17 protein-coding genes and 6 tRNA genes are annotated in these 20,986 nt (G+C 44.3%); 6 read left to right on the forward strand and 17 right to left on the reverse strand.

Annotated features, from left to right (window positions below):
- Positions 1 to 108: 108 nt before the first annotated feature.
- The 7 genes from NI464_RS01825 to NI464_RS01855 all read right to left on the reverse strand — a co-directional run bounded on the left by NI464_RS01825 (position 109) and on the right by NI464_RS01855 (position 6,041).
- Positions 109 to 723 carry a glutathione S-transferase family protein gene (locus NI464_RS01825; RefSeq protein ID WP_253137707.1) on the reverse strand — a complete coding sequence of 205 codons (615 nt, stop codon included), beginning with the start codon at positions 721 to 723 and terminating at the stop codon, positions 109 to 111.
- 132 nt (positions 724 to 855) lie between these two features.
- The gene (locus NI464_RS01830) at positions 856 to 1,749 is read right to left on the reverse strand and encodes a LysR substrate-binding domain-containing protein (protein WP_253137663.1); all 894 of its coding nucleotides are present in this window, start codon (positions 1,747 to 1,749) and stop codon (positions 856 to 858) included.
- A gap of 1 nt (position 1,750) precedes the next feature.
- Complete coding sequence (locus NI464_RS01835; protein ID WP_253137664.1) at positions 1,751 to 2,950, reverse strand: MFS transporter; 1,200 nt, start codon at positions 2,948 to 2,950, stop codon at positions 1,751 to 1,753.
- Positions 2,951 to 2,990: 40 nt separating this feature from the next.
- Positions 2,991 to 3,554, reverse strand: coding sequence for a TetR/AcrR family transcriptional regulator (locus NI464_RS01840; RefSeq protein ID WP_253137665.1), 564 nt, complete (start codon positions 3,552 to 3,554; stop codon positions 2,991 to 2,993).
- A gap of 147 nt (positions 3,555 to 3,701) precedes the next feature.
- Complete coding sequence (locus NI464_RS01845; RefSeq protein WP_004280680.1) at positions 3,702 to 4,223, reverse strand: acyl-CoA thioesterase; 522 nt, start codon at positions 4,221 to 4,223, stop codon at positions 3,702 to 3,704.
- A 287-nt stretch (positions 4,224 to 4,510) separates the two neighbouring features.
- Positions 4,511 to 4,687 (reverse strand): hypothetical protein, encoded by a 177-nt coding sequence (locus tag NI464_RS01850; protein ID WP_005265927.1) that lies wholly within the window; start codon positions 4,685 to 4,687, stop codon positions 4,511 to 4,513.
- 349 nt (positions 4,688 to 5,036) lie between these two features.
- Complete coding sequence (locus tag NI464_RS01855; RefSeq protein WP_253137666.1) at positions 5,037 to 6,041, reverse strand: patatin-like phospholipase family protein; 1,005 nt, start codon at positions 6,039 to 6,041, stop codon at positions 5,037 to 5,039.
- Positions 6,042 to 6,164: 123 nt separating this feature from the next.
- Here NI464_RS01855 and chrA point away from each other — a divergent pair, with 123 nt between their 5' ends.
- On the forward strand, positions 6,165 to 7,370 hold the full coding sequence (gene chrA, locus NI464_RS01860; RefSeq protein ID WP_253137667.1) for a chromate efflux transporter: 1,206 nt from the start codon (positions 6,165 to 6,167) through the stop codon (positions 7,368 to 7,370).
- Positions 7,371 to 7,424: 54 nt separating this feature from the next.
- Here chrA and NI464_RS01865 read toward each other — a convergent pair whose 3' ends face one another.
- Positions 7,425 to 8,900: an alanine/glycine:cation symporter family protein gene (locus tag NI464_RS01865; protein WP_253137668.1), complete on the reverse strand. Its 1,476-nt coding sequence runs from the start codon at positions 8,898 to 8,900 to the stop codon at positions 7,425 to 7,427.
- 45 nt (positions 8,901 to 8,945) lie between these two features.
- Positions 8,946 to 10,184 (reverse strand): sodium/glutamate symporter, encoded by a 1,239-nt coding sequence (gene gltS / locus NI464_RS01870; protein ID WP_253137669.1) that lies wholly within the window; start codon positions 10,182 to 10,184, stop codon positions 8,946 to 8,948.
- A 903-nt stretch (positions 10,185 to 11,087) separates the two neighbouring features.
- Between gltS and NI464_RS01875 the strand changes: the two genes are divergently transcribed.
- Complete coding sequence (locus tag NI464_RS01875; protein ID WP_253137670.1) at positions 11,088 to 11,795, forward strand: nitroreductase; 708 nt, start codon at positions 11,088 to 11,090, stop codon at positions 11,793 to 11,795.
- A gap of 77 nt (positions 11,796 to 11,872) precedes the next feature.
- Here the strand turns inward: NI464_RS01875 and NI464_RS01880 are convergent, their stop codons facing one another.
- Complete coding sequence (locus NI464_RS01880) at positions 11,873 to 13,090, reverse strand: multidrug effflux MFS transporter (protein WP_253137671.1); 1,218 nt, start codon at positions 13,088 to 13,090, stop codon at positions 11,873 to 11,875.
- Between the two features lie 138 nt (positions 13,091 to 13,228).
- Between NI464_RS01880 and yccS the strand changes: the two genes are divergently transcribed.
- From yccS to NI464_RS01900, 4 genes are all read left to right on the forward strand, one after another.
- Positions 13,229 to 15,403 (forward strand): YccS family putative transporter, encoded by a 2,175-nt coding sequence (yccS, locus tag NI464_RS01885; RefSeq protein ID WP_253137672.1) that lies wholly within the window; start codon positions 13,229 to 13,231, stop codon positions 15,401 to 15,403.
- 85 nt (positions 15,404 to 15,488) lie between these two features.
- Positions 15,489 to 16,049, forward strand: coding sequence for a YcxB family protein (locus tag NI464_RS01890; RefSeq protein WP_004280696.1), 561 nt, complete (start codon positions 15,489 to 15,491; stop codon positions 16,047 to 16,049).
- Positions 16,050 to 16,218: 169 nt separating this feature from the next.
- Complete coding sequence (locus tag NI464_RS01895) at positions 16,219 to 18,849, forward strand: PepSY domain-containing protein (protein ID WP_253137673.1); 2,631 nt, start codon at positions 16,219 to 16,221, stop codon at positions 18,847 to 18,849.
- Between the two features lie 98 nt (positions 18,850 to 18,947).
- Positions 18,948 to 19,742, forward strand: a complete 795-nt coding sequence (locus NI464_RS01900; RefSeq protein ID WP_253137674.1) for a YdcF family protein — start codon at positions 18,948 to 18,950, stop codon at positions 19,740 to 19,742.
- Between the two features lie 25 nt (positions 19,743 to 19,767).
- On the opposite strand, the gene NI464_RS01905 is transcribed toward NI464_RS01900, so the two are convergent.
- The 7 genes from NI464_RS01905 to NI464_RS01935 all read right to left on the reverse strand — a co-directional run bounded on the left by NI464_RS01905 (position 19,768) and on the right by NI464_RS01935 (position 20,981).
- A complete protein-coding gene (locus NI464_RS01905; RefSeq protein WP_005104048.1) occupies positions 19,768 to 20,229 on the reverse strand; it encodes a DUF2750 domain-containing protein in 462 nt (153 codons plus the stop codon).
- Between the two features lie 72 nt (positions 20,230 to 20,301).
- Positions 20,302 to 20,377, reverse strand: a tRNA-Val gene (locus NI464_RS01910).
- 105 nt (positions 20,378 to 20,482) lie between these two features.
- A tRNA-Asp gene (locus NI464_RS01915) sits at positions 20,483 to 20,559 on the reverse strand.
- Positions 20,560 to 20,571: 12 nt separating this feature from the next.
- Positions 20,572 to 20,647: transfer RNA gene (locus NI464_RS01920), tRNA-Val, on the reverse strand.
- 69 nt (positions 20,648 to 20,716) lie between these two features.
- A tRNA-Asp gene (locus tag NI464_RS01925) sits at positions 20,717 to 20,793 on the reverse strand.
- Between the two features lie 14 nt (positions 20,794 to 20,807).
- Positions 20,808 to 20,883, reverse strand: a tRNA-Val gene (locus tag NI464_RS01930).
- 21 nt (positions 20,884 to 20,904) lie between these two features.
- Positions 20,905 to 20,981: transfer RNA gene (locus NI464_RS01935), tRNA-Asp, on the reverse strand.
- Positions 20,982 to 20,986 lie beyond the last annotated feature (5 nt).

A 20,986-nucleotide genomic window follows, 5' to 3' on the forward strand; every position in this document is an offset into this window, starting at 1 on the left:
TCATCCGCAGATTATGCACGAATGCCAAGAAATTTGGAGTGCAAATATTAACCAAAAAGAAGATCATTTTTTGATTTATGAAAGAGATCTAATATATAGACCGAGGAATTAGACTCGGTACTCTTGAAACCACGGGATATCTTTCAGGGAATCACGACGAGCCATCTGCTGTAAAAAGGGTTTGAACTCATCAAATGGCGGTAAAATTTTCGCAGATATGGCGAAGATTAAACAGTAAGCCACATAGAGATCCGCCGCCGAGACTTTTTCACCCAACAGATAGGGATTGGCCTGCCCGATGCCTTGTTTCAGAAAATCAAATACGGCTGCTTCATTCCCAAAACTTAAACTTCTCAGGTTCTTTTCAATATTTTCTGGCGACACCTGCAAATTTTTTATATCGATATATTCGGTGAAGGGCCCATGACAGAAAAACATCCATTTCAAATATGCCCCACGCTTCGGATCATCCAAAGCAGGTGCCAATCCTTGGTCAGAATACTTATCTGCCAGATAGATAAAAATGGCGGCCATTTCTGAAATAATGACACCCTGATCTACCAGACAGGGAACTTTTCCCATCGGATTGATCTGTGTATATGCCTGCTGATGCATATGCTCATAGGCGACTTCCACCTGTTCAATCTGGTCTTTAATCTGCAATTCTTTCAGCAAAGGCAATAAGGTCAGGCCACGTGATTGCGGATTGTTATAGAGCTTCATCATCCTGCTTCAACCGGTTTTTTATTATTAGATGTTCAGTATAAAGCGATTTGCAGTCCCGATTTAAAAGGATGTGCTACAGATCATTTCTGTCGCACGGCTTTTCATCTGGGCTGATCAACGATGCAGATATTAGAAAAGATCCACGCAAAACTTTTCTTTTAATACTTTTAAAATCAGATCAATCACCACATGTTTTTGATCCTTGCGATAATTGGCATATAGCCCAATCATCGGCAACGGTTCTAGGGTCTTTTTCACCACAATATTATCGCCGAGCAGTGGAATCACATAAGCCGGCACCAGACTCCAGCCCACGCCCATTCCCACCAGATTGACATTGAGCAGGATATTGGTGGAATACTGCACCACATTTACCTTTAATTTGGACTGCTTAAAAAAATCCTGAATCAGCTTATGCAGTTGTGGTGAGGACTGCTCATCACTAATCACAAAGTCCTGATTTTCAAAACTCTTGATACTCACATAGGGCAAGGCCGCAGCCGGGGAATCTTTCGGCACAATCAGGGTTAAAGGCTCATCAAAAATGCGGATCGAATCAAACTCACTTAACTGTCCCGGATAACGGGTAAAGGCAATGTCGATCTGTCCATTTCTTAAGGCACTAAACTGTTCTGCATCGGTCAGACTGTGAAACTGTGCTTTCAGTTCAGGAAAATGCGCGCGGATATTGGGCATGATATAAGGAAAAACTTTCATTTCCGCGACCGGGACGAAACCGATATTCAGCTGGTCTTGCCTTGCATTGGCGATCTGTCTGGCGGTCTGAATGGCGCGCTCTGCATGCTCAAGACTCAGTAAAGCTTCTTTTAAAAATGCCTGTCCAGCTTCAGTTAGCCCGACCTTACGGTTATTCCGCTCCAGCAACTGTACGCCAACCTCACGTTCCAGATCCTTGATTTGCTGGCTCAATGAAGGCTGTACCGTATTTAATTTTTCTGCGGCACGGGTAAAGTTCAGTTCCTGCGCCACCGTAACGAAATAACGTAAATGTCTTAATTCCATTTTATAACTCCAAACTTGTCGGGCGCTTATTTTGCTTTTTGGTAACATACTGACGATAAACCAATATCGTCACAATGACGAGTACAGCACTCAAAACATAGGTGGTTTCAAAGCCCCAATAGGCAATCATTACCCCCATGGCTACGGAACCGATCGCTAAACCCAGATCAAACAGGGTGAAGAAGGTTGAAATCGCATGTCCCATACGCTGCTTGTCGACCGACTGAATGGCCAAGGTCTGCAAACATGGGAATAGTGAACCATAACCGATGCCAATAAACACCGCCGACAACCATAATATCCATTGATTGGAAATCAGGCTGACAATCACCAGACCAATGGCAAAGAAAACAAATGAAGGATAAATAACCGCACTTGGTCCCTTACGGTCATAAATTTTCCCGACCCAAGGTCTGACCAGCAACATGGACGCTGCAAAGACAATAAAGAATACGCTGGTATAGCCCAAAAGCTGCTTGGTTTCACTAAATGCAGTAATAAAACTCATGATGCCCGAGTAGGCAAAAGCGGTTAGTAAAGCCACAAAACTTACCGCCAGAACTTTGACTTCCAAAATATCCTGCAAGCTCAAGCTGGTTTTCTCTGTGCTTATAGCTTCAGGTTTTGGTAACTCTGTGATTTTGAGCATCCAGCAGAAAATGAGTCCCAGAGAAATAATAACGGCAAGAATGCCAAATAAGACCTTGAAGCTGGTGAACTGAATTATGGTCAACGCCAACAACGGCCCAAACACCACACCCAAATTGGTCGACATGACGAAATAACCCATGCCCTCGCCTTTGCGCTGTTCAGGAATAAACTCATTAGCGACAGGTACTGCCACCGTGGTCAAAATACTGAACCAGATGCCATGTAAAAAACGCACCAGCAACAGCGACCACATGCTATCTACCAGCAAATAACTAAAGGCAAATAAGGCAAAAATCACGCCTGCACCGCGCATCGAGATTTTTTTGCCGAGCTTTTCGATGATCATGCCGGAAAATGGCCGAATCGCAATCGAAGAGGCCAGAAATAGCGTCAGTGCCAGACCAGCTTCTTTTACCGAACCGCCCAGATCTTTCATGATGTAAATCGGCAAGATGGTCAATAAGGCAAAGTAATAAACGAACAGGAAAAAATTATTGAATAAGCACAAGATAAATGAGCGATTCCATAACCGCTCAGCGCTAACTGACATAATCACCAACTTTTAAAATTTGTAGGGAAATAGCACAAACTCAGGTTTGAACAGCGGCAGGATGCAAGGCCAACTCGACCAGATTCTGGATATAGTGTTCATCTGGAATCCGGTTGAAAAAAATAATCTGGTAATGAATCGGGCCGTATAATGTATCCAGCATCAAATCAAAAGGATAATCCGGGCGGATTTCTCCGCGTTCAATCGCCTGCTGAATCAGTTGATGGGTCTGTTGCCGACGTGGCAACAGATATTGCTGAAAGAACTCACCTGCCAGTTCCCGGTGATTGGCAATCACCACCAGCAAAGCCCGCCCTACCGGATGATTCAGCGCTTGAGATAAAAAAACGAGTTGTTGAATGAGATTAATTTTCAAGCTTTTAGACGTATCCAGTTCAAATATCGAAGCCGTATGTTGCTTGAAAGTGTCCAGCACCAGTTCCGATTTATGTTTCCACCAGCGATAAATCGTGGACTTGCCAACACCGGCACGTGCCGCCACATCTTCAATGGTCAGCTGATGATATTCACATTCTGCCAGCGCATCTGCGACCGCCTGTAAAATACATTGCTGCCGTCTGGAAGTTTTCTCGTCACTCTGCATATTTTTCAACTTAAGCTTTAAAATTCAAAAACGATACGATACGTATCGTTTTATATTAGAGTAAAAAATGAAAAAGCTCCAGTGAAAACAAAAATTGACGCAAAAAAAGACCTTCAAATGAAGGTCTTTTCTCAATCACGATTTGACTTAACTCTGTGCGGTCTTTTTATAAATGCTGCATGAAGGATGATGATTTTCTTGCAAACGCGCGACTTTACGCTGTTCTGCTGCTTCAAAACGGCAACGTTTCCAGTCATTGTCCAGGTTCAACGCTGGAATCTGTTTTGGTTTACCATTTTCATCCACCGCGACCATGGTGAAATAGCAGCTATTGGTATGACGTACCGTTCTCTTTTGAATATTCTGGGCTTCTACACGAATCCCGATTTCCATCGAGGTACGGCCAACATGATTCACACTGGCCAGGAATGTCACCAGTTCACCGACGTGAATCGGCTCTTTAAAATTCACCTTGTCTACAGATAAGGTCACGACATAACTGCCCGAATAGCGACTTGCACACGCATACGCCACCTGATCCAATAATTTCAGAATGGTTCCACCATGAACATTTCCTGAAAAATTTGCCATATCTGGCGTCATGAGAACTGACATCGTTAACTCTGACTGGTCATCCGACACTGCTGCAATTTGATCTAAAGGGGCCATCGTTTTCTTTGAACTCTTTGAATGACAAGGTTATCGTTTATTATTATAGCGTTTTTAACATGAATAAAATGTTCAATTCGGCAAATGAAGCATCATAATTATTGATATAGAAAATGTATTCATACAGAAAAAAATATATTTAATTGCTTAAAATCTCAATTAGAAAGTTAAGTGCTAATAAATCAACACTTATTTATCTGGGGCTGATCACACAACAACTGAGAATTTTTCACTGTTTTAAGCTCTGAACAAAAATAATTCAGGAAAATAGAAAGACGCTCCGTGATTTAAAGCATCACTGGCCTGAGCATTTCCTGTGCCACGTTCTGATAACTTAAAATTTGTTGACCATCCAAGGTCGTTTCAACGGTAAAAGAACCATCCTGATGGGTCGCAGTCACTGTAAAAATATAGTGTTCGAATTGTGCCAGTTTGACCTGCTGTCCAATTTTAATATGCGTCATGATGTCTACATCTGTACAGTGATCTTTTCAAACTGCATTCTGGCACGAACACAGATGCTTTTGAATATTTGATCAACTTAAGTATACGAATAATAATGTTTAAATTTTAATTTAGGACGAATAAGGCTTATCATTTAAAATAATATATTTATAATTCAATTTGTTATGTTTAAAGTTAATTTTATTTTTTGCGATAATTCCGACTGACTGATACACATAGGCAATTATCTTAGCTTTTATAACAATTAGTTAAGCGTTATAGCCCATGGCCCTTTATCCTTTTGATTGAATATCCCTATATCACGGTCCTGCAATATAAGAATAAACAGAAAATTCAAAAAAAAAAGGTTTATTGAGCTTGATGTTCATGTACCACAAACTGTGGAATCCGATGTCCTTGAGCATAATCATGTTTTTGGTAGGCTTGTGAAATTTCCATCAACTTTAACTGGGTCGCCTCGGCACCAGCCTGCATGGTGAGTTCCCTGCCACGGACATCAAAGATATGACCTTTTTCGCGTAAGTCCGGCTGAATCACCACATCTGCATGCTTTAATTCTTCATGTGCCAGATGTTGCTGCATAATATTGATGTTCTGGTTAAACAGCCCCCAGACATTACTGGTTTCCGTGTGAATGGGCTGTGCCAGAATATCCACCGCAATCACAATGTCGGCCCCTAGCTCACGTGCCACATCGACCGGCACCGGACTGACCAGACCACCATCTACATATTCTTTACCTTGAATAATGGTCGGAATAAACATACTCGGAATCGAGACTGAAGCACGCACTGCCTGTCCGGTATTGCCATAATTAAAGACCACTTTCTTGCCTTCTTTCAGTGCTGTGGCCACCACAAACATCGGAATTTTCATGGCTTCAAGCGGGGTTTGATCGACCTGCAAATTGACATAATCTTCAACTTTCTTGCCATCAAAAAATCCTTTTCTGGCCAGTTTGATATCACGGACATCATTCGGTCGCATGCTGAGAGCAATATTGCGCAGTTCAATCGCCGGTTTGCCACTCGCATAAATAGATCCAACGATACTACCGGCACTGGTTCCGACAATAAAATCTGGTTGAATACCCGCCTGCTCTAGTACTTCCAGCGCACCAATATGCGCATAGCCACGCGCACCACCACTGCCTAGGACTAAAGCAACTACGGGACGCTGTTGGGTTTGCTTGATCTTTTGAAAATCAATTTGATTCAGACGTGCCTGAGCTTCTCCGCGTTGTGCAGCAGGTTGCAAATGACTGGTTGCCGCTTGGGCTGTCATTGGAGTCGTTTGGCAAGCACTTAGGCCAAATGTACCCAGTATCACCATACTCAACACATATTTCTGCATGCAGAGAATGTCCTCATTAATCTAAAGCAGCATAGTGTATAAACACATGCATAAATAGTCTGTAGAATTTCGTAAAACTGTCATACAGTTCAGCTACTTTATCTTCATTTTTCCCATAACTGTATGCCTTCAATCTCACTGTACCGGATTTTCCTGATTTTTCTGCAACTGGGCTGCATTTCATTTGGCGGTCCGGCAGCACATTTGGTGTTTTTTCACCGAAAATTTGTGACCCAACTGCAATGGCTGAATGACACCCAGTACAGTCAACTGGTCGCTTTGGCGCAACTTTTACCCGGGCCGAGCAGCAGTCAGGTGGGGCTTTCGATCGGTTATCTACAACGGGGCTATACTGGTGCCGTGATCGCATGGCTGGGTTTTACCCTGCCCTCAATGATTCTGATGGGCTTGGTAGCGTTATTGGGTCAAAGCTATTTTCATATTTTAAACTCAAACAGCTTTCATACCATCCAGCTAATTGTATTTTCTGTAATCGCTTGGGCATTCTGGCAAATGCTGAGAAGCTTCTGTAAAACGGCCTGGCAATATGCGGTCTTAATACTCTCAGCAGTATTACTGATGGTGGTTTCAGCGAGTTTTAACCAAAGTCTGGTGATTATGCTGGGCGCAATCTGTGGACTCTTGGCTGGACATTTTTCTCAATCAGATTCGAAACCCAAAGAAATTAACAAAACGGCAATCAGCTCGCCTTATATTCGATCTGCCGCTGCACCCTATTGGTTACTGGCATTTATCTTGCCGTTTATTCTACTCCCCTTAGCGGGGAAATTATGGGGTGAATCAGACCTGCAATTTTTTGCCAATTTCTATCAGACTGGCTCGCTGGTGTTTGGTGGCGGTCATGTGATTTTACCTTTGTTGCATCAGGACTTTGTCACAACCGGTTTGGTGAGTGCACAATCTTTTGATCTTGGCTATGCATTTGTCCAGCTCATGCCAGGACCTTTGTTCAGTTTTGCCAGTTATATCGGGGCCTTGCTGCCTTGGACGCCTTATGTCTGGCTGAATGCAGTTTTAGCGACCTGTGCAATCTTTTTACCTTCATTTTTCCTGATCTTTGCCACCTTGCCCTACTGGTCATGGTTGATGCAGCAGCGCCATATTCATCAGGCGGTGAGGGGCATCAATGCTGCGGTGGTGGGTCTGTTACTGTATTTATTGCTGGATCTTTCACAACGCTATTTTAGTTATGGCTCCGACCTGGTCTTTGTCGCGGTGATGATTGCCCTGCTACGTTCAAAATTACCGGTCTGGTTCAGCCTGATTTTCGGCTTCGTGCTTTATCAAAGTTATTTAAATTTCTTCTAAATAAAACATTGGCACAAAAAAGCCCCGAATGATCGGGGCTTTTTATTTCAAGTCTTACCAGATATCTGATTTGACCTTGTCTTTAAATTTAGGATGGTTATCCAGTTTAAATTCAGGCTCTTTCACACCACGCTTCAACTGACCGGTATAGTCTCGAAGTAGCATCAGCAGGAATGGCATCAGCAACAGGATCGCAATCAAGTTGATACTTGCCATCACGCCCATGAACAGATCCGCCATATTCCAGATCAATGGCACACTGGCGATGGAACCGAAATACACCATCACCAATACAAACAAACGGAAAATCAACATAACCCGACTATTGTTATTGATGAACTGGACGTTTCCTTCGGCATAGGCATAGTTACCGATAATCGAAGAATAGGCAAACAGAAACAGAATCAAAGCCAGGAAGTCATCACCCCAGGCGCCAATCTGGCTTTCGAGTGCCATCTGGGTCAAGGTCACGCCTTCAAAGCCTGCATTTTCATACAGACCTGAAACCAGAATAATAATCGCGGTACATGAACACACCACAAAGGTATCTACAAATACCCCGAGCATCTGTACCAGACCCTGGTTGACCGGATGTTTGACATCGGAAGCTGCAGCAGCATTCGGTGCCGAACCCATCCCTGCCTCGTTAGAGAACAGACCACGCTTGATGCCCATCATCATGGCCATAGATACCATGGCACCAAAGAAACCACCAGCGGCAGCTTCAAACTCAAAGGCTTTACTGAAAATAAGCTGGAAGATGGATGGGAGCAGATCGTAATTGATGACCGCAATATACAAAGCCACCGCCAGATACAGCAACGCCATAAAGGGCACTACCTTTTCTGCCACTTTGGCGATACGTTTAATACCGCCAAAAATGATTGTAGCTGTAATCAATACTAAGACTAGCCCAATCCAGGAAACTTCAAAATCCAATCCGCCTAAAGGCAAAATGATATTGGCCTGATCCCAGCCCCATGCGTGTGATGTTGCACCAATAATTGCATTGGCCTGAACTGCATTAAAGACAAAACCATAAGTCGTGATCAATGCAATTGCAAAAACAATCCCGAGCCATTTCTGTTTTAGACCCTGAGTAATGTAATAGGCAGGGCCACCACGGAATTGCTGGTTTTTATGATCGCGCACCTTAAACAATTGCGCCAATGAGGATTCAACCAAAGCAGAGCTCATACCCAGAAATGCAGTAACCCACATCCAGAACACGGCACCGGGGCCACCAATCGCAATCGCAATGGCGACACCTGCGACATTGCCCACACCGACCCGGCTTGCCAGTCCAGTGACAAAGGCCTGAAACGGGGTAATGCCGTGCGTATCCTGAACCTTGCCACGGCTATTTTTCATGACTTTCATGCTGTGCCAGAACAAACGAATTTGTACTGCACCCGTCATGATCGTGTAGAAAATACCGACTGCGACCAGAAACACCACCAGAAAATCCCATAAAGGGCCATTCAGGGCATTAATCCAGCCGAGTAAGGTTTCATTTAATTGATCATTCATGTCACATCCTTATGAGCCTATGACTCATCGTATCAGGCATAAAAATTATGCAAAAAACTTCAAAATCATCTGAATAACAGTAGCATTGATTAAGTCAACGAAGAACGCACCACATAATGGAACAATCAGGAAGGCCTTATGCGACGCACCATACATATTGGTAATCGCCTGCATATTGGCAACCGCTGTTGGCGTTGCGCCCATACCGAAACCACAATGCCCTGCTGCAAGTACCGCAGCATCGTAGTTTTTACCCATGATGCGGAAAGTTACAAAACCGGCATACAAAGCCATGGTGATGGTCTGTGCACCCAGAATTACCATCAGTGGTCCTGCAAGGTCAGCCAATTGCCATAATTTCAATGATAACAATGCCATTGCCAAGTACAGCGACAATGAAGCATTACCGAACACATCAATCGCACGATCGAAAATCTGAACCTTGAAAACACCTTCCAGTACATTACGCAGGATGACACCACCCGCCAATGCCCAGACAAATGTTGGCAGTTCAAATGCAGTATCTTTACTGAAACCCGTCATAAACTCTGCAAAAGCCAAACAGCCTGCGAACAGGCCCAAGGTCGTGATTGCATTATCAGCGGTAATTAAACGCACCTGATGCGGATATTCAAACGGTACATATTCACTGGTCGTGCTATCCATTGGCGTATTGTCACGCTTTTCGATCTGCTGATCGGTACGTGCAGTCGCCAGGTTATAACGGTTGATCAGCAACTTGGCTAAAGGTCCGCCAATAATACCGCCGATAATCAATCCAAAAGTCGCACTGGCCATACCTAGTGCCAAAGCACCTTGAATACCATGTTCAACTTCAAAAATTTCCCCCCATGCACCCGCAGTACCATGACCACCGGTTAAGGTAACTGAGCCTGCAATCAGGCCAATCAACGGGTCAATACCCAATAATGTTGCCAGACTCATGCCGACCGCATTTTGCAAAATAATGAAAGCCGAAACAGCAAACAGGAAAATAACCAGACCGATCCCGCCTTCACGCAACTTGGAAAAGTTGGCACTCAGACCAATCGAAGCAAAGAAAATCAGCATAAAGCTGGTTTGTAATTCTGCACTGGTGGTGATGCTATATCCCCACAATGAATGCACCAGCAATGAGATAATCGCCGCAACCAAACCGCCCGCAACCGGCTCAGGAATATTGTAACGTCTTAAAAAATCGATTTTATTAACCAGGAATCGGCCGAGTAACAAAACAATGACTGCGGCAATCAAGGTATAAAATGCGTTAAAAGTAAAATCCATAATTTTTTGCCCAAGATGATTTTGAATTTTTTATTGTTCTAAAAGTGAGGGAGTGCGCTAGATCTCTAGCTCGCTCATTAGATCTTTATCTGGAAATATCCTGATTTGATCTATCACCTTTAGAAAAACAAACCGATTTATCATCTCTTTTAAACTTATGAATATCATCATCACGATCATATTCAACAAATGAGAGATTTATAAAAGCAACACCTTTTCTATTCCGACACTCAGTCTGTTTGAAAATTGCAGACATTTTTCTAACAGACGCGCATGCTGGTAAAAAAAACTGTGTTTTAAGCTCAAAAAAACATTCAGTGCTTGATGAGTGCTTTCAACCTAAAGACTTCATTCAAGCCATCTGGAATCGCGTTATTTAAAACAGATCTTAATCACAAAATGCATGAATTAAGATGAAAAGTCGTACATTATGCTGTTTCTTTGTATCAAGTTTTATTTCTTTTTATTAGCAATAGATAATTTACCTATAAAAAATAATTATAAATTCTCATTTTTATATGAAGATTAATCTATATTTTAATTCAAAAAAAATATTAATCTTTTACTCGACACGGAATGAAACAGGGATCTTGAAATTAAATTATCTTGATTTTCAGTCAAAATAAACCAGTTCTCTGTTTGAAATTGTTATTGTTGAATGGTTCAAGCACTTGGGTTTTAAGCCATTTTTTAAATCAAAGACCAACATTATGGGTAAATCGATTGCTATCACTGAGGCGATTTAAGCCCAGCTAAAAGCATGCGAAATTTCATTACTCAAGTCATTTTGCTGACAAATTGTTTTTTTCAGCTGGCGAAGAATGAAATTTTTCTATCCCCCGTTCTGTTTGTTTAGTTTATAGTCATTGCAAACTCAATAAGGATATTCGACTGGACCCCATAATGGATCAAAATCTTGTTCATGCTGTAGATCACACTATCACTTCTCGCCATTCAGTGCGTGCTTTTCAAAATACCCCCGTTAGTACTGACACCTTAAAAGAGATTTTGACGGTTGCCAGCCGCGCACCCTCAGGAACCAATACCCAACCTTGGAAGGTGTATGTGGTGACAGGTAAAAAGCGCGATGAACTCGTGCAACGAGTTTGTCAGGCACAAATGCAAATCTATGCAAATCCTGAATTGTCTCAACAGTACCAAGAAACTTTTGCCTATTATCCTGAACAATGGATCTCGCCATTTATTGAACGTCGTCGTGAAAATGGCTGGGGTTTATATGGCTTGCTGAATATTCAAAAAGGCGAAAAGGAAAAAATGGCGCGTCAGCAGCTGCGTAATTTTGAATTATTTGATGCCCCTGTCGGCTTATTTTTTACTGTACATCGGTCTTTGGCGATTGGGTCCAAAATGGATGTTTCCATGATGATCCAGAATGTCATGCTAGCCGCAAAAGCCCGTGGCCTGGACACTTGCCCGCAGGCAGCCTGGAATCACTTTCACCCGATCGTGCTTGATCTGGTCGGCGCACCTGCTGATGAAGAGCTGGTCTGCGGTATGGCATTGGGTTATGCCGACCCAGAGCAGATTGTTAACAGCTTTATTACCCCGCGCGTTCCCGTAGAAGAATTTGCCGTGTTTATCGATCAGTGATGCAAGCAGGGCTAAGTCAATTCACTTAGCCCTCTGTTCGATCCAGCATTTTTAATGTATTAGAGAACGCCCTGCATCTATGCATTTTTCAAGATTGGCATCTTGATTTTAAAAATCGCCCAAGCGGAAATGCCTACAAAAACCAGCATAATTAATGCCATATTCAGTAAAGCATGCCAGATCAGAAAATTCAGCAATACACCACCCAATAAACCACAAACAAATTGCATACTGCCCATAATCGCACTGGCAGTTCCTGCCCGCTCGCCCTGTTCAGCCATTGCCAGAGCCATGGCATTCGGACCAGTAAACCCAAGGGCTGCCACCACAATAAACATGCCTAACAACACCCAGAGCACAGAATCGACGTCCAGACAGCCGAGTAAGATTAACCCTAATACACCGGCAAACTGCAGGCAGGTGCCGATTTTCAGGCGCTGTAATATCGAGAATCGCCCAGCCAGACGTTTATTCAAGGTCGAAAACAGCATGATCCCGAAGGCATTGGCACCAAAGGCGTAAGCAAACTGCTGCTCGGTCAGTTGATAACGATCCATCAGAATGGCAGAAGAAGCGCTGATATAACAGAACATCACCGCACCGGAAAAACAGCCGGCATAGAGCGGGCGTCGAAAGCTTGGATCCTGAAAAATAGTACGGTACAAACTTAATACCTGCTGGAAGTTCAGCTTGAGACGGCGTTCTGGCTCCAAGGTTTCTTTAAATAGAAAATGTACACAGGCCAGACTCAACAGACCGCTGCCCATCAGCACCAAGAAGATCACATTCCATTCATAAAACATTAATACCCAGGCCCCCAGACTCGGAGCGATGATTGGTGCAATCGCAGTCACAATCATCATGCTGGCAAAGGCCTGAGCTGCTGAATGCATATCCAGGCGATCACGAATTGCAGCACGTGCCATGACCACCCCGACACAGCCACCTAAGGCTTGCAGAATCCGTGCAGCGATCAGACTCCATTCATCCTGCGCAAAGACACACAGCAAACTTGCCACAATGTATAAACACAGCCCAAAATACAGTGGCGGTTTACGCCCAATCCGGTCACTGATCGGACCATAAATCAGTTGCCCGATCGCCAGACCGAAGAAATAAGCCGGCAGGCTATTGGAAACCATTTGGGTACTGACACCAAAATCTGCTGCCATGGCCGGTAAGGCCGAAAGATACATATCAATGGATAAAGGCCCGAGTGCACTTAAGGTCGCCAGCAAAACAATCCAGGACATGGCATAAGGTTGTTGTACTATTTTATTTGATGTCATAAGCATGAAGATTTAAAGCGCTAATATGCAGACAAATTAACACAGTGCATAGTATGATTTAGCCTGAAATGAAGATTTATAAATATACTATTTTCATTAGCCTATTCAGATTCAGCTCTAAGACTGCAGTATAAAGGACGACCTTTGAAATCTTGGCTCACTCGTCTCAAGCAAACTACCTATAATACGACCTTGATGTATAACCTGCGCATGATGACGGCATTTGCAGGTACCGCCTTTGTTCCCTATTTTATGGGACAACAATTGATGACGATTCCACTGACTTTAGGCGTGGTCGCAGCCGGTTTAAGCGATATTGATGACCGCTTTTCGGTGCGGATTTTAAATCTGCTCTACACCTACATTGGCTTCTTTATTACGGCAGTGGGCGTATATCTGCTTTTTCCTTATCCCTTGCTGTTTGCCTTGGCCTTAATTGTGTCCTGTATTGCCCTGATTTTGCTGGGTTCACTAGGGCGACGATATGCCACGATTTCCTACGGCTGTCTGGTGATTTCCGTTTATTCCATGCTTGGGGTGGAGCTGTTTGATGAATGGTATAAACAGGCTGGTTTATTGGTCATCGGCGCGATGTGGTACGGTCTGCTGTCGACCCTCAGTTTCCTGATCTTCCCTGCCCGGTTGGCGCAAGACAAGCTTGCCATTTCCTATTCTGCGCTCGGTGACTTTTTATATGCCAAGTCCAATCTGTTTGATGTGGACATGACCCCGAAAAGCTATCAACAAAGCATGATTGAACTCTCGCTGGAAAATGGCAAACTGATTGCGATTTTTAATGAAATGAAAACTGCCCTTTTGACTCGCCTGAAAGGCGACCGTGGGCAAAAAGACACCCGTCGCAGCCTGCAATATTATTTTGTCGCCCAGGATATTCATGAACGTGCCGATTCAGCGCATATTGATTATCAGAAACTGGCCAAGATTTTCCAGCATAGTGATATCCTTTTCCGCTTCCAGCGCATCATGTCAATTCAGGGCAAAGCCTGTAAGGACCTGAGTGAAAGTTTGCTAATGCGCAAACCCTATGTGCATAACCAGCGCTTTAAGCATACCTTTGACAACCTGAGACAGTCTCTGGATAAGTTACGTCAAGAGCAGCAGTATGATCAGGTCTGGATTAGCGCCCTGTTTGCGTTGTTTCAAAACCTGAAATCGATTGATGCCCAGTTACGCAACCTGGAAACCGAGCAAAGTATCAAATCCGAGCGTTTCAAACATATCGAAAACCAGCTCAGAGATGATGACCTGAAAGGCTGGGATGATATCAAGATTCGGATTAAGCAGCATTTGACACCCGAGTCGGTACTGTTCCGGCATGCCATTCGCCTGTCGATTGTGCTGCTGATCAGTTATATCTTCGTACAGGTCAGCAATATTGAATATGGTTACTGGATTTTATTAACGGCACTCTTTGTCAGCCAGCCGAACTTTAACGCCACCAAACGGCGTTTACGTCTGCGTATTATCGGTACGTTGGTCGGTATTATCCTCGGTTATGCCATTTTATATTTTGTGCCGTCCATCGAAGGACAATTATTGCTTCTGGTACTGAGTGGGATTCTGTTCTTTGAATTGCGCAGTAAACAGTATGCACAGGCCACCGCCTTTATCACGATTTTAGCCCTGATCAACTTCAACCTGGACGGTATGGGCTATGCCGCGGCCATCCCGCGTATGATCGACACCTTGATTGGCTGTGCGATTGCCTGGTTCGGCGTCAGTTTTATTTTTCCAGACTGGAAGTTCCGGCGTTTGCCGCGCAGTATCAAACGCAGCTTGCAGGCAGAAGCAGATTATTTGAGTGAAGTAATCGAGCAGTATAAATCGGGACGTAATAATGGCCTGAAATATCGGATTGTGCGCCGTGCGGCCCATAATACCGATGCCGAGGTGGCTTCACTGATTTCGACACTGGCTACTGAACCGGATATTGATCCGGTACAAAAATCACTAGCCTTTGAGTTCCTTTGTCTGAACCATACTTTTATCAGTTATATTGCCGCACTGGGCGCACACCGGGAAAAAATTGAAGATCAAGACATTCTGAATTTATTGGACAAAGCACTCGAGAACATTCGTGGTGCATTGTTACGAGATGAAATGCCCGATTTAAGTGCGCAAAATATGATTGCTCATATTCGACAGCGCCTGGCTCAAGATCAGGAGCAAGATCAGAAATCCCTGATCATTTTGCAGCAGCTGTCTTTAATGTTCAGTATTTTAAAGCAGTTGAGCCAACTGAAACAAAGTTTGAGCCATGAGCGTGATGAACAGGCAACTGAATTAGGTTCATTATAATTTGGCTGATTTTGGAACAATATACTCACTGAATTGGTACAATTAGTGCTAAACTTTTTACAGTTTAAAATCTGCTAATTTCATTATGACCGCGAAAAATTTATACGCTTATACCCTACAGCCTGTGAACTATGAAATTTCAGAAGCCGAGCAGCGTCATGCTCAGCTGGTGATCTGGCGTAGTACCAATAAAATTGGCATGAAAGCATGGCTGATCATGGGTGCTGTTGTTGCACTTTCTATTCTGGGCATTCTGCTCCTGAAGAACTATTCTACCGTGTTCTGCTGGGTGGCCATTGTCTGTGTGGTGTTGTATTACCTGATCCGTACCTTTGGTCTGGAATGGTATGTTAAACGCAAGATGAATGAATTTCCGGTACAGGAAATCAAAGGTGTTCGCCTGGGCGTGCAACCGCACGGCATCGTGATGCGCCAGAAAATGGGCATGCAAGAAGGTGTTGGCGCGATTAGCTGGAAAGACATCTATGAATGGTACAACACACCAGAATTCATGTTGGTCAATTTCAAAGTAAAAGGCCAGCAAGGTGCGTATATCCTACCGAAACGTCTGGACAGCAAAAACTTCTCTTTCGCCACGATTCGCAAGCACCTGGAAGCGGAAGTGGGCGCAGCAAAACAAATCTAAACTGTTCTTTCTTCAGTAAAAAACCTCCTGCCCCGGCATGGAGGTTTTTTTAATCTTAAAACAATAAATGATAATGAGAATAAATATTATCCTCAACACCTATAATTCAGGCTTAAACTTCAGTTATAATTTTGCCACTTTTATAGATCTCACCCTTAATCTGACGACCATGTTTAAAAAGACATTTTTCCAAATCCACTGGTTTCTGGGGATTACAGCAGGTTTAATCCTCTCGATAATGGGGGTCACTGGCGCAATCTATTCCTATGAACAACAAATATTAAAATGGATGAATAGCGACAGTTATACGGTTCAGGTTCAGCAACGTGACAAACTCACGCCTGCCGAGCTGTATCAGCACTTTAACCGTACTGCGCCTGACATGAAGATCAACAGTATTACCGTAGCACAAGATCCAAGTGCTTCAAGTACCGTGAATGTTGCCAAAGAAGGCGCACGACGTGGTCAGAACATCATGATCAACCCGTATACTGCGGAAGTCTTGCCAGAGATTAAGGGTCGGGAATTTTTCCAGTTTGTTCAGCAACTGCATCGTAATTTGACGGTTGGTCCAGTAGGTAAGCAGATTACCGGTGCCTGTACCCTGATGCTGATCTTTTTTGTCTTATCAGGTCTGTACCTGCGCTGGCCGAAACGTCATTCGATCAAGCAATGGTTCTTTGTAAAACCTCAATTGAAAGGCCGTAATTTTATCTGGGATCTGCATGCTGTTGTGGGAACCTGGGTGGTAATTTTCTACCTGATTCTGGCTTGTACCGGTCTGTACTGGTCTTATGACTGGTGGCGCAATGGCATGTTTAAGGTGCTGGGTGTAGAGCGTCCGCAACCGGAAATGCAGGCCAATGCCGGCAATAACCGTGGTGAAGGACGTCCAGGCGGTGAACATGGTCCGCGTGCCGAAGGTGAGACACGAGGCGAAGGCCGCCAGGGTGGCGAACGCGGTACTCGTGGTGAAGGCCATGAAAGTCTCAGCCCTGAAGCTACTGTCCGTGCGCTAGACCAGAGCTGGATTGGCTTTAACACTGAATTTTCAGATAAGTATTCTACCGTAACGTTTAACCTTCCGAAAAAACCGGATGGTGAAATGCAACTGAGCTTTGTTGATCCGGTCGCTCAGCATGAACGTGCACGAAACAGCGCTACTTATAATTACCAGACAGCTGAATTTACCGAAGTTGAGCTGTATGAAGATAAAAAGCTCAATGAAAAGATCATGAGCAGCATGTTACCGGTGCATCGTGGCAGCTTCTTCGGCCCGATCTATCAGTTCCTTGTCATGGTCGCAGCCTTGTTGATGCCATTATTCTTCGTAACCGGCTGGATGCTCTATCTGAAACGTCGCAAACAGAAACGCTTAACGCTGGCAGCACGTCAGGGTGCAACTCTAGTAAACTTGGATGAAAATGCCAAACCGTGGCTCATCGCGTATGCGTCACAAACAGGGGTTTCTGAGCAGCTGGCTTGGCGTACAGCAACTGCCCTGCAGGAAGCGCGTCAACCGGTAACCGTCAAGCCGGTACAACAGCTGACGCTTGCCGATTTACAGCAAACTGAACAGGTATTATTTGTTGCCAGTACCTATGGCACGGGCGAAGCACCGGATCTGGCTTCTTCTTTTGAGAAAAAAATCCTGTCTGCTCAAGCTGATCTCAGTCATTTAAGTTATGCTGTATTGGCCTTAGGTTCTCAGGAATATCCAGACAGTTATTGCAGTTTTGGCCACCGTATCGATCAGTGGTTAAAACAGAATGGTGCCCAGCAGCTATTCAATACGATTGAAGTGGACAATGCCAATAACGAGCATATCCAGCAATGGAATAGTGCACTGGCACAAGTCACTCGACTTGAGCTACAAGCGATGAATATCGATAAGACCTTTGATCACTGGAGTTTGAGTAAACGTGAAGTCCTCAATCCGGGTAGTCTGGGTGCGCCTGCCTTCAATATCGAACTGACCCCTGAACATGAAGCCATCTGGCAAGCAGGTGATATTGCCGAGGTTCAACCAGGGAATAGCCAAGAACGTATTCATGCATTTATGCAAAAGCACCAGATTACAGCGGGTACAGAGGTCCCATCTCTGCATCAAAGCATTGAACAGGCACTCTGGGATCGTGATCTGACTCAAGCTGAACCTTTTGATTCTCTGGATCAGCTCCTCACGCAATTACCGGCTTTGGCAACACGTGAATACTCGATTGCCAGTATTCCAAGCCAGCAGGTTTTGCGTCTGGTGGTACGTCAGCAAACCGATGCTAGTGGTAATCTCGGTCTGGGTTCAGGCTGGCTGACCCAGCATGCGGCTCTCAATGCGCCAATTGCCCTACGTATTCGCAGCAATGAATCTTTCCACCTGATTGATGACAACCGCCCGATTATTTGTATTGGTAATGGTACCGGTATTGCCGGATTATTGAGCTTGCTCAGTGCGCGTAACCGTCAGGACTATAGCCAGAACTGGCTAATCTTTGGTGAACGTCAGCATGAACACGACTTCTTCTTTGAAGAAACCATTCAGGCCTGGCTGCAAATGGGAACCCTGAAACGTCTCGATCTTGCATTCTCGCGCGACCAGCAGGAAAAAGTCTATGTACACCATAAACTGCGCGAACAGGCTGAAGAGCTAAAAGCCTGGATTGCTCAAGGTGCAGTCATTTATGTCTGCGGTAGCATCAATGGTATGGCTAGCGATGTGGATGAAGCCCTGACCGAGATTCTCGGTGAAACAATGCTAGATCAATTACGCTTGGATGGACGTTATCGCCGTGATGTATACTAAGATAACCTGATATGCTAAAAACCGGGCTCAATGGCCCGGTTTTTATTGAAGATGTAAAAGCAATAATAAGAATATGAATAAGAAAAAAGGAACCCTGAATGCTCAATCAATTTAAACGAAGTTTCAGCCTGATCTGTGGCTTGATTCTATGTATCAATAGCGTCTGGTTACTGAGCCAAGGTCAGAGGCATTTTGCTATTGCCCTATCGGTCCTCATTGGGATGGCACTCATCCTGTATACCTTGTTTTTTTCATCTATTCAGCGCTGGAAACAAAATTCCCGATTCAGAACCTTGTTCTGGAACAGTCTCTGGGGCGGATTTCTATTCTGGATCATCAGTGTCGCGGCTTTCTTCGCTTATATTCAGATGTCAATCAATCCGAATATTCCGGCACGGCCTGCTGCAGCAATTTTGGTATTAGGTAGTGGTATTAATCAGGGTCAGCCCTCACCCATCTTAAAAAATCGTCTGGATACCGCAGCAAAATATGCAGAACGATATCCGAATACTTTAATCATTATGACCGGTGGACGAAATTTCCGGGAGAGACAGAGCGAAGCTGAAGTCATGCAAAGTTATATCCACACGAACTATCCGCAGCTCAACAACCCCATTAGCCTAGAAGATCAAAGCAGAAGTACCCAACAGAACCTGCAATATTCTCAGGCAATCCTAAAACAGCAACATATTGATCGAAATGAGCCCATTGCGATTGTCACTAGCGATTTTCATAGCCCTCGTGCCCGTGCCATTGCCAGACATCAGGGTTATCAACAAGTCATCAGCCTGAGTGCCAGCACACCCCAGAATGTTCGCTATAATTCCTGGTTACGCGAATATTTTGCTTTGATAAGTGGCTGGCTACTGAATGAGTATTCATTGTTCCAATAAACAAGCTGTTTTAAAAACAATAAATTTAATTTAAACGGATCTGCCTAGGCAAAGGCATATCCGGATTTTTAAACAGTTCCGGCTTTTGCACATAGATCTGATACAGATAATTTTTAATATCAAGTAATAATTTTTCCGGTGCCACCAGAATATTCTGCCCTTCCGGGGTCAGGTCAAGCGAGACAATGGTACTTTCCTGACGTAAAAAGGGAATGACTTTCTCTACAAAATCCTTGAGACCAATTTCCTGAATCTCGTAATTTGCCCAATTGTCTTTAATCAGCAATCGAGCCAGACCTTTACTTTGCCAGCAGGCAAATGCGCGTTGTCCGGTAGGCGTGGCACATAAGGCCCAGCCATCTTGGTAGAGTGCAAAAATGCCAGCATTGGCAACAATCGCTTCAATATATTGCTTATAAAGCTGTTGAGGATCGAAAGCAGTTTTTTGGGATTTGGTCGCGGCTTTGCGCTGATAGGGATTTCTCATGGTCGTGAAATCTTAATATTATTATAATAGAATCAGATTCTAAGGAATAAATAGAGTTGAAGCAAGAAGATATGGTGGGCGCTGACGGGATCGAACCGCCGACATTCTGCTTGTAAGGCAGACGCTCTACCAACTGAGCTAAGCGCCCTGAGAAAACAACAACGTTGTTTTAAATGACGCAAGACCAACAAGTCATGTAGTCTTGGTATCTTGAAAACTTAGATCTCAGGAATCCAAGCTTCTCATCTTAAGATGGCGCAGCGGACGGGGCTCGAACCCGCGACCCCCGGCGTGACAGGCCGGTATTCTAACCAACTGAACTACCGCTGCATCGTAAGAATCTGGTGGGCGCTGACGGGATCGAACCGCCGACATTCTGCTTGTAAGGCAGACGCTCTACCAACTGAGCTAAGCGCCCTGATAAAGAGTGTCAATCTTTAGTTTATTAAATTCAGGCTCAGGGACCTCAATTTAATTTCTTTTGAAATGGCGCAGCGGACGGGGCTCGAACCCGCGACCCCCGGCGTGACAGGCCGGTATTCTAACCAACTGAACTACCGCTGCATCGCAAAAGAATCTGGTGGGCGCTGACGGGATCGAACCGCCGACATTCTGCTTGTAAGGCAGACGCTCTACCAACTGAGCTAAGCGCCCTCAAAAGGTCTATCGTATAAATGGCGCAGCGGACGGGGCTCGAACCCGCGACCCTCGGCGTGACAGGCCGATATTCTAACCAACTGAACTACCGCTGCATTTA

Source organism: Acinetobacter lwoffii, assembly GCF_024129685.1.
GTDB lineage: Bacteria > Pseudomonadota > Gammaproteobacteria > Pseudomonadales > Moraxellaceae > Acinetobacter > Acinetobacter lwoffii_X.